Origin of the sequence: Sulfurivirga caldicuralii (genome assembly GCF_900141795.1) — a bacterium.
GTDB lineage: Bacteria > Pseudomonadota > Gammaproteobacteria > Thiomicrospirales > Thiomicrospiraceae > Sulfurivirga > Sulfurivirga caldicuralii.
This window is the reverse complement of record NZ_FSRE01000001.1, coordinates 585,824-597,711: the sequence shown is the minus strand read 5'-3', so window position 1 is coordinate 597,711 and position 11,888 is coordinate 585,824. Positions and strand designations below refer to the sequence as shown.

Annotated in this window: 11 protein-coding genes; 1 reads left to right on the top strand and 10 read right to left on the bottom strand. The window is 57.5% G+C overall.

Annotated features, from left to right (window positions below; all coding sequences use genetic code 11):
- The first annotated feature begins 530 nt into the window (after positions 1–530).
- Positions 531–2,696, top strand: a complete 2,166-nt coding sequence (locus BUQ81_RS03110; RefSeq protein WP_159432257.1) for a 6-hydroxymethylpterin diphosphokinase MptE-like protein — start codon at positions 531–533, stop codon at positions 2,694–2,696.
- On the opposite strand, the gene BUQ81_RS03105 is transcribed toward BUQ81_RS03110, so the two are convergent.
- From BUQ81_RS03105 to flgL, 10 genes are read right to left on the bottom strand one after another with little or no spacing between them, the layout of a single operon-like run.
- Positions 2,687–3,400, bottom strand: coding sequence for an acylneuraminate cytidylyltransferase family protein (locus tag BUQ81_RS03105; RefSeq protein ID WP_074200909.1), 714 nt, complete (start codon positions 3,398–3,400; stop codon positions 2,687–2,689). The two genes, BUQ81_RS03110 and BUQ81_RS03105, sit on opposite strands and share 10 nt — an antisense overlap.
- Positions 3,397–3,708, bottom strand: coding sequence for a hypothetical protein (locus tag BUQ81_RS03100; RefSeq protein WP_074200908.1), 312 nt, complete (start codon positions 3,706–3,708; stop codon positions 3,397–3,399). The genes BUQ81_RS03105 and BUQ81_RS03100 overlap by 4 nt, the downstream gene beginning before the upstream one ends.
- The gene (locus BUQ81_RS03095) at positions 3,705–4,757 is read right to left on the bottom strand and encodes a nucleotidyltransferase family protein (RefSeq protein ID WP_074200907.1); all 1,053 of its coding nucleotides are present in this window, start codon (positions 4,755–4,757) and stop codon (positions 3,705–3,707) included. The genes BUQ81_RS03100 and BUQ81_RS03095 overlap by 4 nt, the downstream gene beginning before the upstream one ends.
- The gene (neuC, locus tag BUQ81_RS03090; protein WP_084188202.1) at positions 4,754–5,869 is read right to left on the bottom strand and encodes a UDP-N-acetylglucosamine 2-epimerase; all 1,116 of its coding nucleotides are present in this window, start codon (positions 5,867–5,869) and stop codon (positions 4,754–4,756) included. The genes BUQ81_RS03095 and neuC overlap by 4 nt, the downstream gene beginning before the upstream one ends.
- The gene (gene neuB, locus BUQ81_RS03085) at positions 5,869–6,870 is read right to left on the bottom strand and encodes an N-acetylneuraminate synthase (RefSeq protein ID WP_074200906.1); all 1,002 of its coding nucleotides are present in this window, start codon (positions 6,868–6,870) and stop codon (positions 5,869–5,871) included. Before neuB ends, neuC begins: the two co-directional genes overlap by 1 nt.
- The gene (locus tag BUQ81_RS03080; protein ID WP_074200905.1) at positions 6,867–7,502 is read right to left on the bottom strand and encodes a NeuD/PglB/VioB family sugar acetyltransferase; all 636 of its coding nucleotides are present in this window, start codon (positions 7,500–7,502) and stop codon (positions 6,867–6,869) included. The genes neuB and BUQ81_RS03080 overlap by 4 nt, the downstream gene beginning before the upstream one ends.
- A complete protein-coding gene (locus tag BUQ81_RS03075; RefSeq protein ID WP_074200904.1) occupies positions 7,495–8,631 on the bottom strand; it encodes a LegC family aminotransferase in 1,137 nt (378 codons plus the stop codon). The genes BUQ81_RS03080 and BUQ81_RS03075 overlap by 8 nt, the downstream gene beginning before the upstream one ends.
- Positions 8,624–9,622 (bottom strand): NAD-dependent 4,6-dehydratase LegB, encoded by a 999-nt coding sequence (locus BUQ81_RS03070; protein WP_074200903.1) that lies wholly within the window; start codon positions 9,620–9,622, stop codon positions 8,624–8,626. The genes BUQ81_RS03075 and BUQ81_RS03070 overlap by 8 nt, the downstream gene beginning before the upstream one ends.
- Complete coding sequence (locus tag BUQ81_RS03065) at positions 9,615–10,829, bottom strand: transglycosylase SLT domain-containing protein (RefSeq protein WP_084188201.1); 1,215 nt, start codon at positions 10,827–10,829, stop codon at positions 9,615–9,617. The genes BUQ81_RS03070 and BUQ81_RS03065 overlap by 8 nt, the downstream gene beginning before the upstream one ends.
- A gap of 31 nt (positions 10,830–10,860) precedes the next feature.
- A complete protein-coding gene (gene flgL, locus BUQ81_RS03060; RefSeq protein ID WP_074200901.1) occupies positions 10,861–11,883 on the bottom strand; it encodes a flagellar hook-associated protein FlgL in 1,023 nt (340 codons plus the stop codon).
- Positions 11,884–11,888 lie beyond the last annotated feature (5 nt).

Genomic DNA, 11,888 nt, shown 5'->3' with positions numbered 1-11,888 from the left:
CGGGAAGTCTGATCCAGCAGTCGTACAGCGTTTTCTGACGACATGTTGGTGTTGATTACCAATGCCATGATTGATCTCCTTTTTGGCTTGCTTGGCAGTTGATTGGGAGGTCTCTGCCTCCATTCTCACTTCCTGTATCGGCCGGGCGCGATGATCTTTAACATTTTTTTGACACAAAATCCGGCATGACTCATGCTATGTACACACATTGAAAAATGAACCGGAGTGATACAGACATGCCCTGGCAGGAAAATCGATTTGGCGATCGCTGGCTGACAGAGATCAACGGGCCCGCCTTTGCACAGCAGCCAGCCAACGTCATTTTTGAACGCACCTTTGGTGATACGTTTGACCAACCGGACATGCTTTATCTCATCTGTGGCAGCGATAGTGGACTGCTTTCCAGGCACCTGGAACAAAAATGCGGTGAGCGTAAAAAGTTCATCATTCTGGAAAGGGAAGATGTGCTGGAGCAGATTGAGTCTCCCAAGGCAAAATGCGTTGAGGTGCGGCCTTTCGAAACGCTGGACATGAAGGCGCTGGCCGAGGCATATCCCGAATACATCGACCACAATCGCTACATGGTGGTGCGCAGCCTTGCCATTCTTGACAATGTCAATCCGGACTATGCTGCCATGTGGCCAGAACTGCTGGAAACCTACAAGATCTTTCAGTTCTCCCAGGCATCCCTGCTCGGCACCCGTCGGTTCATCGATGCACAGCTCTTCAATGTTCCTTTCAATGAAAAACCGGTTGCCGACCTCAAGGATGTACTTCAGGGCCGCAGTGTCCTGCTCTTGGGAGGTGGGCCTACCCTGGACAATGGCATAGAGTGGATCAAGCAAAATCGTGACCAGCTGATCATCGCCGCAGTAGCGAGAATAGGCAGACGCCTTAAAGAGGAAGGCATCACACCGGACTTTTTTGCAGCGGTCGATCCCAATGACGTGAGTTATGACAATTCGAAATGGATAACCCCGTTTGAGGGAGAAACCTGTTTGCTGCACACCAATTACACCAATAGCGCCCTGTTGGGCGAATGGCGCAACCTGGACGCCTTCAGTGAATATCGTTACCCCTGGCATACGGAAGCCGAGGTTCGCAACCTTCCCACGGTGGGCCCTACGGTGACCAACACCCTGCTGCAGCTTGTCACTTACATGGGTGCAGAGAATATTTATCTTCTGGGTGTGGATTTCTGCTTTGGTCCACGGGGTGAAACCCATGAGTCCGGCAGTCTGGAAGCAAAGATGGCCAAAAATGCCCATGAGTCAGATCTGCGTATCGAAACCTATTCCGGACGACAGGCACTGACAAACACACCTTTTTATCAGGCCGCCCAGGCTATGGAAAGCTTTGTTCAGGAAATCCGCCATGAACGCCCAAACCTGCATGTCTATCAACTAGGCCACGAATCCGCCCGACTCAAGGGTGTACCACTTGCCCGTTTCGAGAAAGTACAACTAAACAGCAGGGAAACTATTAAAAAGGTACGCACTGCTATCGCAGGTCATCTGCAAAAAGATCCCCCCACACGTAAACGCTATCTGCAGGAGGCGCTGGGGGAAGTGCAGACAGAACTGAAGAAAATCCGCTCTGTACAGAAACTTGCCAAGGAAGGCATGGAGAAAGCATCAAGATTGTTCGAGGACTATGAGCAACTGGACCGACTGACACAAGGCATCGTCCGGATCAAAAAGAAACTGGAGTCAAGACACAAGGACGAACTGGAGCTCCTATTCCAGTATGCCGTCGGCAGCTACAAAGAATTCATGCGTCCTCAGGATGAGGAGCAGGAACAGAGCCACGATGAGATCAAAACGTCTCTCACCAATTATTTCGAAGCCTTCCATAAAAACGCCACCGATTTGCGGCACGCACTGGAACGATCAATAAAACATATTCAAAACGAGATCGATGCTCTGGATCCGGCCAAATTGCAAAAATGCACCCGTTTCTGGATCGAAAACGGCATGGAGGGGCGCATTTACTGGTGGCTCAAGTTCCATGCTCTTTCACCAGCAGAGCTGAATGATAAAGATCGCAAGCTGGTGGAAAAACTTCAGAGTCTGCACGAAGACAAACTTCATAACGACCTGGAAAGCAAACTGGTCAACCGCCTGCAAAGCCAGGCTCAGAAACTGGAACATCAACTCAAACTCCTGAATGAACTGTTTGAAGCCCGGGACAAGCATGGCATAGAGATTTTGCTACCGGCACTCAAGGATGGCGGCACGCAGCGCGCTGAGCAAATTCACGCCCTCGGCTGTGGTTATCTGGCTGAACTCAGTGGAAAGGAAGCCGAAGCACTGCAGGCCTATCTACAGGTCAATGAAACCGACATCCTTCCCAAAGCACTGAATCGCATTGCACAGATTGCACTTCGGCAAGGCAATCTAGAGCTGGCCATGCCGGCACTGGAAATGCTGATTCAGTATGACGAACGCTACCTGATTCTCTATGCGGATTTGCTGGCTGCCCAAGGTGATTTCGCTGGTGCGGTGCAGCTATACGACCATTATCTGAGCAAACATATGGATGACTATTCAGTATGGCTCAAAGCGGGCGAGGCTGCTTTCAAGGGTGGCGATATGATTGCCGCACAACAGTGTGCTCTACATGTGCTGGAAAAAACCGCTGATGCAGGACTCAGACAACAGGCCGAGGAATTGCTGAACCGACTTGATCAAGAATGACCTCGCTGGCGGAGAATGGTTTCCGCCAGCAGAAAATCCAGCTCCGAGTCGATATCGACGCTGTGCAGGGGATCCATCCGGTAGGCGTACAGCCTGGGTGTATGCCAGAAATCTCGCCCTTCCCGAATGTTCTCGGCACGGGATATTCCCACTGCACCATTGAGACGATACTGCTGCGGAAACTCCTGAGAACGCTTGCCAATCACTTGCGGGCGCAGGAAGTTATCCATCCGCCCATCTTCAGACAGGGTGTTCATCCATTCCGGTGGGTGATCCACCGGGCACACGCTGGCAACCCCACCGGCAGCCTTTTCAACGGCCAGTTCAATTGCTTCATCGATATGTTGCGCTGTTCTCAGAGGGGATGTGGGCTGCAGCACCACAACGTAATCGACCGGCCCATGCAACGCCTCCCATTGCGACAGGGCATGCCGGAGTACGCTGAATGTGGAGGCTTCGTCCGTAGCCAGATGGGTCGGCCGCATGAACGGCACTGCCACGCCGAAATCTCTGGCCACTTGGGCAATGGCTTCGCTATCCGTCGAAACCAGCACATCATCCAGATACTTGGACTGCAAGGCGGCTTCTGCTGTCCACCCCAAAAGGGGTTTCCCCGCCAGGGGACGGATATTTTTTTCTGGCAGGCGCTTACTGCCCCCCCGCGCCGGAATCACGCCCAGAAAGGTCTTACCCTGATAACTCATATCTGCTCCAGTAGATTGGGGCGATCCTGATCACCATCGGCCTTGAATTGCCGATAAAGCACCCCTTCCGGAACCGGGTCCGCCACACAATAAACAGGCACATTTCGCTGTTCGAAGGGTTCAAAGTAATTTGGGACAATCATCTCGCTCCGCTGGAAATTCAGTGGCTGCATGCCAGCACGCTCGAACACGCCTCTGCAAACCCCATGCTGGATACAGTCGACATACTCCGCATCCGCCTCAAATGAACGCTGACACACCATTGGCAGGACCAGACTCAACACCTCCTCGGAACCGACCATCTTCATGCAAACTGGCGCAGGTACTCGTCCTGAGCGCGCTGGAAGTCATCCATGCGGCCGATGTCGAGCCAGTATTCGTGAATGGGGAAAATGGTCACATTCCGCTGCAGCTCTGCAGCGGACTGCAGATGATCCGGCACATCACTGCGTCCTTTTGGCAAGGCACGCACAAATTCGGGACTCATCACGTAGATGCCGGCATTAACAAAATAGCGCTGTACCGGCTTTTCCACGATCTGCTGCAGGCGGCTGCCATCGGCATCGATCACGCCGTAGGGCACTTGCTGGGTATATTCGCGCACGCACAGCGTCGCAAACGCCTGTTCGGATTCGTGGAATTCCAGCAACCGCTCAAAGTCCACCTTGGTGAGCAAATCGCCATTCATCAAAATGAGGGGCTTATCTGGCTTTTCGGGCAGCAGATTCAGGCAGCCTGCAGTACCCAGCGGCTCGGACTCTTCCAGATACTGGATCTGCACGCCCCATTCTGAGCCATCACCAAAGTGGCGCTTGATCATCTCAGCCTTGTAGTGCACGGAAATAAAGAACTTATAGAAGCCCGCTTCGATAAAGGATTCCAGAATATGTTCAAGAATCGGCTTGTTGCCCACCGGCAGCAGAGGCTTGGGGGTCTCATCGGTCAGCGGACGCAGGCGGGTGCCGAAGCCACCGGCCATCAGCACGACCCAGTTGTCCTTGCGCTGGGTAACGGTTTCATCCCAGGTGTGCAATCCGACAAGTGTCCCGCTGTCATCCACGATGGGCAGATGGCGCAGGGAGCGCTTTTGCATGCGTGCCCGCGCCTGTGCCGGGGAAATGGCTGGCTTGACCACGGCAGGGTTCGGGTTCATCACCGCTCTGATAGGCATGTCCCAGGTGGTATCCGGCTTGAGCAGCGCACGGCGGATATCGCCATCGGTCACGACACCTTTAAGTCGACCTGCCGCGTCAGTGACCAGCCCGATCTGCAGGGCCGCGCTATCAATAATGCGAATTGCACGCTTGAGCGGCGTCTGCTCGTCCATGCAGGCCTTTTTCCAGTCCTTGCTGCTCATGGGGCCACCTTTTCTCGTATTATTTTCAATATCTTGCCTAATGTATCGGCACAGGCGTATGGATTTTGAGCCGAATCCACTTTCCCTTGCGTCAAAACCCTGTCAATGGCAGCAATGATCACGCCGCTTTCAGCCGGTACATCGACCACAGTGGCGGCACGCTCGCGGCCCGCCTGGCGGGCACCGATATTGACGGTCCGCACGCCAAAACTGGGGGCCTCGAGAATCCCACTGGATGAATTGCCGATTACGGCATCGGCGATGGCCATCAGACTGTGATAGCGCTGCTGCCCCAGCGATGGCGTCAGCCACACGCGATCCGGATGACGCGCTGCATAGGCTTGCCACAATGCATTGATGGCTTCACCACCCTCGTCCACATTGGCGTAGGTAATGATCTGCGAACTTTGCGGGAACGCCTCCAGCGCCTTGATCAGCGCTTCAACCTGCGCCTGCGGCGTCTGGCCGGTATCCGTTTCCGGATGAAAGGTGATCAGAAAAAGCGGCGCCTTGAGCGCAATGGGGCTTTGCGCCTGCAATGCTTCCCGCGACAGCCGTGGCTGATTGAGCACATTCCATACCCCGAGGGCGCCCACATGGAAAACCCGTTGCATCGGCAGCCCCATGCGAATCAGCGTTTCCCGCGCCCGTGCTGTAGCGGTCAGATGCCAGTCGGCCAACTGGCTGATGGCATGACGAAAGCGGTTGTCCAGGGCACCAAACGTCTGCTCCCCGCCGTGCAGGTGCACAATGGGGATGTGCAGCAGCGCCGCCGCCGCGGCAATGGCCAGGGTTTCAAAGCGGTCGCCCAGCACCACCAGCGCATCCGGTTTGAGCCGATCGAGCACCGGCGCGATCTGCTCGGCCGCACGGCCAAAGGCCTGAGCCGCATGCAGCGCGCTGGTATCGCTTTCGGAAAAAATGGGCACTTTAACGGCGACAGGCACGCCATCTGCCTCGATTTCGTGCTGCGTGCTGCCCTGACTTTCGAGCAGATGACTGCCGGTGACAAGCAGTTGCAGCTGTGCCCAGTCAGCCTTTTCCAGCGCCTTGATCAAGGGCTTGAGAATGCCGTAGTCGGCACGGGTGGTGGTGACAACGGCAATGCGCATCACCACGCAATACCCTCGTCCGTTGCGTAATCCCGTGGCGCCACCTGCCCGATCACATCATCCCACCGGTCGCCAAACCAGCCGGAAGGCGCACGCTTGAGCGTCACTTTCTCGGGCGTAAAGGCCTCGCCTGCACGGATCGGCCGTGCAGCCACTATGCGCCGCCGGGCCACGCTGCGTGTATTCGCCTCTGCCTCCATGGCCATCTTTTCGCCGCTGCCGAGCATGCATTGCGTTTCGCGCACAGCATCCACCAGCGCACGCAGTTCACCGGGCGTCAGGCTGGCGCGGTGATCGGGCCCCGGCAAGGATTTATCCAATGTGAAATGCTTTTCCAATACACTTGCGCCCAGTGCGGTTGCCGCTACCGCAGCATTCAGACCTTCGGTATGGTCCGAAAGACCCACCGGCACATGGAAAGTATCCGCCAGTGTGCGCATGGCGCGCAGATTGACCGCCTCAGGCGGTGTCGGATAGGCGCTGGTGCAGTGCAGGATGGTGAGATCCGCCTTGGGCAAGCCGGCCTGCAACAGGGTTTCGACCGCATGACGCACCTCCTCCAGTGTGGCCATGCCGGTGGAAAGAATTGTAGGTAGCCCCGCCTGACCAATGGCACGAAGAAACGGCGTGGACAGCAACTCGCCGGATGGGACCTTGATACGCCGCATTCCGATCGAAAGCAGGTATTCAAGGCTGTCCTCCTCAAAAGGGGTGGACATGAACTCAATGCCCGCCTCGTCGCAGTGTGCCTTGAGCTCAGCAAAGGCCTCCAGCGGCAGCGCAAGCTGTCGCAGCATCTCCAGCTGGCTCTGCTGCTGGCCGGTATTGCGTGCCTGATACGCCGCCTGCGGGGTAGCAGACGCTACCAGTTTTTCTGGAATGAAGGTCTGGAACTTGACTGCATCCGCGCCTGACTGCGCTGCCACGTCAATCAGTCGATGTGCCAGCGTGATGTCGCCATTGTGATTGACGCCCGCCTCGGCGATGATGAATACGCTCATGACACCCTCCGCGCCGGTGCACCCACATAAACGCCCGGCTCGGTAATATTTCGCGTCACCACACTGCCCGCCCCCACAATCACCTCATCACAAACGTGAATCCCCTGCAGCACAATCGCCCCCGAGCCGATGGTGCAGCCACTGCCAATGCAGGCTTCGCCATTGATGCGCGCGCCAGTGGCCACATGCACATGATCGCCGATGCTCACATCGTGCTCCACCAGCGCCTGTGAATTGATGATACCGTTCATACCGATCTGCGCAAAGCGGTTTACCAGCGCCTGCTGCATCACCACTGTCCCTCTGCCCAGCCAGGCTGTTCTGGAAACGCTGGCATTGTGGGCAATCAGCGTGACAAGCGGCGCATTCAGGTGCTGCAACTGTGCAAAGAGTCGGCGGCGCACTTGCGCACCTTTGATCTGCCCGGCCGCAATCACCACACCATCTGCCTGACGCAACAGGCGGGGCAAATCCCGATCAAATCCCACGATGCGCGCCGGTTTATGACGGCGGCATGGCAAACCGGGTCGTTCTACCGCACCCCAAATGGTCCACGCCGGCAGATGAGAAACCATCTCCACAATGCTTGCCGCATGGCCACCATTGCCGATCAGCAGCAAGCGCTTAGCCATAGGCACACCGTGGTGAAGAGGGCACACAAACCACTGTTTCAAACAGCGCCTGAGTGTGCGTCATATCCCCATATCGCAATGCCTGCCGATACGGCGGCTGTTGATGCAGCGGCGTCCAGAAGGGGCGCATCTGCACTTTGTGATCGCTCCCCGCCTGCAGAAGGGCGTCACGCGCTCTCGCACCAGCCGTTCGCACCGCCAGCAGCCAGTAATTAGGTTGCTGATGCGGGGTTTTTCCCGTCAGCAAAGGGGGGTCCCCGACTTTTTGCAGGGCCGATTTTTGCCGCTGCTTGAATGCGAGCATTTCTGGTAGCTTTTTCAGCTGCGATAGGCCCAGCGCGGCATTCAGATTGGGCAGACGCAGGTTGTAGCCCACCTCGTCGTGCACAAAGTGCCAGGGATGAGGCTGCTTGGCCGTGGTGGAGAGATGACGCACGCGCGCGGCCAGTACGACATCGTCGCTCAACACCATGCCGCCCCCGCCGGCGGTGAGAATCTTGTTGCCGTTAAAACTGAGCACGCCTGCCCGCCCGAACGTGCCGGCATGGCGACCACGCTGCCGACTTCCGAGTGCTTCGGCCGCATCTTCAATGACAGGAATGCCTGCCTGTTCAGCAAGTGCCATGATCCGTGGCATGTCGGCCATAAAGCCCAGGGTGTGCATGGGCACGATGGCGCCAATGCGACGCCCGCTTGCGCGATGGATATTGCCGTTGCATTCCTCGTGCAGAAAGGCTTCCAGGGCGTCCGCCGACAACGCCAGGGTCTTGTCCACATCCAGCAGCACCGGCTCGGCGCCGGCGTGCACGATGGCGTTTGCGGTGGCGATAAAGGTGAGGCTCTGGGTAATGACCAGATCGCCGGGCTGTACGTCCGCTGCCTTGAGCGCCAGCATCAGCGCGGCGGTGCCATTCACTACGGCCACGGCATGGGCCGCACCGGTGTAGTCGGCTACCGCCTGCTCAAACGCTGCCACCTCTGCCCCCACGGAGGAGACGAAGCCACTGCGTACCGCATTGGCAACAGCTTCGGCATCCGTTTCATCCAGACAGGGCGCATGCAGCGGCACGGTTTCATCCGTAGCATAACCCGCACGCAGCAGTTCGATCAGGGGCGAAAGGTCAGACATTGTAGCGGTCGGCCTTGTAGCGGCGCAGGTTGTCCTGATTGGTGAACCACTCGATGGTGCGGCGCAGCCCTTCGCGGATGTCGATCTGGGGCTGCCAGCCGGTCAGTTCGCGGATCTTGCGGTTGTCGCCCCACAGGCGAAACACCTCCGAGCCTGGCGGGCGCAGGCGCTGCGGGTCCTGCACAAACTGCCCGTCCCAGCCCATCAGTTCCCGGATGAGCTCAAGCGTATCGCCCACGGAAATCTCATAATTGGAGGCAATATTCACCACCTCGCCAACACAGGCATCACATTCGGCCAGCGCCAGCATGCCGCGGCAGGTGTCTTCCACGTAATTGAAATCCCGCGTGGGGCTTACGTCGCCCAGCTGGATCTGCTCGGCACCTGCGGCAATCTGTGTGATGATGGTGGGAATGACGGCACGGGCGGACTGGCGCGGGCCATAGGTATTGAATGGCCGCATGACCGTCACCGGCAGCGCAAAGGCGTGCCAATAGGACAGGGCCATCTGATCCGCCCCGATCTTGCTGGCGCTGTAGGGCGACTGCGGCTGCAATGGGTGCTTTTCGTCGATGGGTACATACTGGGCCGTCCCATACACTTCGGAGGTGGACGTGTGCATAAAGCGGCGCACGCCCGCTTCTTTCGCTGCCTGCACCATGTTAAGCGTGCCGGAGACATTGGTATCCACATAGCTCTGCGGCGCCCGGTAGGAGTAGGGAATCGCAATCAGCGCAGCCAGGTGAAAGACTGTGTCCACCCCTTCACTGATGGTGCGGCAGCACAGGGGATCGCGGATATCCCCCTCCACCACTTCCATCTGATCGTGCAGCGGTGATTCATCCAGCCAGCCCCAGCTGTTGAAGCTGTTGTACTGGGCCAGTGCGCGGACGCGGGCGCCCTGCTTAACCAGCTGTTCACTCAGGTGCGAACCGATAAAACCGTCGGCACCGGTCACCAGTACCGGACGATCCTGCCAGAAATCAGACATTCTGCTGCCACCATTGTTGATAGCGGGCCTTGCGCTGCACCACCTTTTCCAGATAGAGACGCGTTTCCCGCCGCGGGAATTGATAACGAATAATGCGGTAAACCTGCTCCGGCTTGAGGCGGTTGATGCGGGCGATGGCCTGCTCGCGGGTCTTGCCGAACTGCTTCAGCACCGCATTGATGCCGCCGTTGTAGGACGCCACCATAAGGTATTCGCGGCTGCGCGGATTTTTCACCCCGGCCAGATAGTGGTGCTTCAGCAACGCCAGATAGGCACTGCCGGCGGCCACATTGGTTTCCGGGTTGAGCAGTGCACGCTCATCAAGGCGCTTGCCCAGCTGCTTCATCACATCCTGTGCCGCCTGTTTCGGCATCACCTGCATCAGGCCCACGGCGCCAGAGCGGCTTTTCACGTGGGGCCGGTAGCCGCTTTCCGTTTCCACGATGGCAGAAACCAGGGCCACGTCGAGACGGTTGCGGCGGCTTTCGCGCACAATGAGGTCGTGCCAGCGCACGGCGCGATCATGGTAGGCCACCTCCTTGAGCGGAATGTGCACTTCGCGCCAGGTATGGCCCAGCTCCTGCACGGGGCGTGCCCTGGCAAGCAGTGCCCTGGCCATCTGCTGCGCCTGCAGCGGATAGCGCACCGGCTTGCCCTGCCACAGAATACGGCCGTAAAAGTTCGGCAGGCGAAGCAGCGCAATGCCCTTGGTGTCCAGCAACTGCTCGACACTTTTCAGCTCCGGCAGCAACATCAGCCGCACCAGCACCCGCTGCTGCGCGCGCTCGTCAAGACGCGCCGTATCCAGCAGCACGATGATTTCATCACCGAAAACCATGTAGTCCAGTGGTGCATCGCTGGCGATCTTGCCATCCACTTGCGCCGGATTGACAGGGGGGTCCCCGACTTTTTTCAAGTCGGGTTTTTGCGCCCGTTCTACGCTCTGAGAAAAACGGCTCTCAGACGGCATTTTGATGCTTGCAGCGGTATTTTCTTCGCTTTTCAGGGGGAGTGAAACAGGCGAAAGGTCCTCAACACCCCGCACCAGTGCAGACACGTTCATGCTCTGGGCGGCAGTCGGCCCGTCAGTATCCTGGTGCCAGACAAGAAAGGCCGCCAGCCCGACAACGGACAGCGCGCTCCAGGCAATACTGCCCAGCAACAGATACATGGGCAACGTGGGCATGTGTCGGGATTTCGTCATCATGCCGCAAGTATCGCAAAATCAATGCCAGTTGTCAGCGCAGATAGTTGAAAAGCGAAACCTGCTGTACCTTGGCGAACGCCTGCTGCGCAAACTGCAGCGCCACCTGGGTCTGGGTAAAGTCCGCCGTGGCCTTGACCACATCCACTTCTTCCAGATTCTTCTTGTGGTCTTTCAGTGCCAGCTGGAAATTCTGCAGGGCGTCGTACTGACTGTCGATACGGTTGATGCGTCCACCCAGCTCGGCCTGCACCTGACTGATATTGGTTATGCCCTGATAGAGCTGATCGGCGATTTGCGGCGGCGGCTGCTGACCCGACTGCAGCCAGTCGCGCAGGTTGACCAACACGTTGATGACATTGTTGTCCACCGTAGCGGTATTCCCATTGGGACGGTCGATGGTAATGGTTCCCCCCGTGGTGCCATTAACAGAGAACACCTTGTCGCCACGGTCGCCGATGCGCACCCGCGACGGATCCCCCTGATCATTGGGCGCCAGATAGTTATCGTTATCAAAGCCGATCTGCACAAAGCGGGCGCCAGCATCATCCCCTACATATTCGTAGTAGGTGTCCACTTGCCCGCCACTGTCAGCAACAATCGTGGTCGCAAAGGCAGCGGTTGCATTGCTTGACAAGCCGGCAAACAGCAGTTCCTTTTCGGGGTTTTTCGTATTGGCCAGATTGACCATCTGTTTGATCAACTGATCGATTTCCTGTGCCGTCGCCTGCCGATCGGCCGGACTGTAGGTGTCGTTCATCATTTGAATGGTGAGCTCGCGCGCCCGCTGCAGCACGCTGGTGGCGTCGTTGAGCACGGTATCTTCCAGCTCCAGCTGCGACTTGGCGTAGCGGCCATTTTCCACGAACTGATCGATGGTATTGAGCGCGTGGTTAAGCTTGTGCAGCTTGCTTACCGCGACCGGGTCATCGCTGGGACGGTTGACGCGCTTGCCGCTGCTCAGCTGCTCCTGAATCTGCAGCAGTTTGTTGGCGTGGGTTTCCATGGCATCGAGGCTGGTGTGATAGAACTGGGTGGTGGAAATACGTGCAACCATGCCTG

Bases quoted from the DNA above. Each gene is read 5' to 3' on its own strand.
- BUQ81_RS03105 (WP_074200909.1), bottom strand. From the start codon at position 3,400: ATGAGTTATCAGGGTAAGACCTTTCTGGGCGTGATTCCGGCGCGGGGG.
- BUQ81_RS03080 (WP_074200905.1), bottom strand. From the start codon at position 7,502: ATGGCTAAGCGCTTGCTGCTGATCGGCAATGGTGGCCATGCGGCAAGC.
- neuC (WP_084188202.1), bottom strand. From the start codon at position 5,869: ATGCGCATTGCCGTTGTCACCACCACCCGTGCCGACTACGGCATTCTC.
- BUQ81_RS03110 (WP_159432257.1), top strand. From the start codon at position 531: ATGAAGGCGCTGGCCGAGGCATATCCCGAATACATCGACCACAATCGC.
- neuB (WP_074200906.1), bottom strand. From the start codon at position 6,870: ATGAGCGTATTCATCATCGCCGAGGCGGGCGTCAATCACAATGGCGAC.
- BUQ81_RS03070 (WP_074200903.1), bottom strand. From the start codon at position 9,622: ATGTCTGATTTCTGGCAGGATCGTCCGGTACTGGTGACCGGTGCCGAC.
- BUQ81_RS03100 (WP_074200908.1), bottom strand. From the start codon at position 3,708: ATGAAGATGGTCGGTTCCGAGGAGGTGTTGAGTCTGGTCCTGCCAATG.
- BUQ81_RS03095 (WP_074200907.1), bottom strand. From the start codon at position 4,757: ATGAGCAGCAAGGACTGGAAAAAGGCCTGCATGGACGAGCAGACGCCG.
- BUQ81_RS03075 (WP_074200904.1), bottom strand. From the start codon at position 8,631: ATGTCTGACCTTTCGCCCCTGATCGAACTGCTGCGTGCGGGTTATGCT.
- BUQ81_RS03065 (WP_084188201.1), bottom strand. From the start codon at position 10,829: ATGATGACGAAATCCCGACACATGCCCACGTTGCCCATGTATCTGTTG.
- flgL (WP_074200901.1), bottom strand. From the start codon at position 11,883: ATGGTTGCACGTATTTCCACCACCCAGTTCTATCACACCAGCCTCGAT.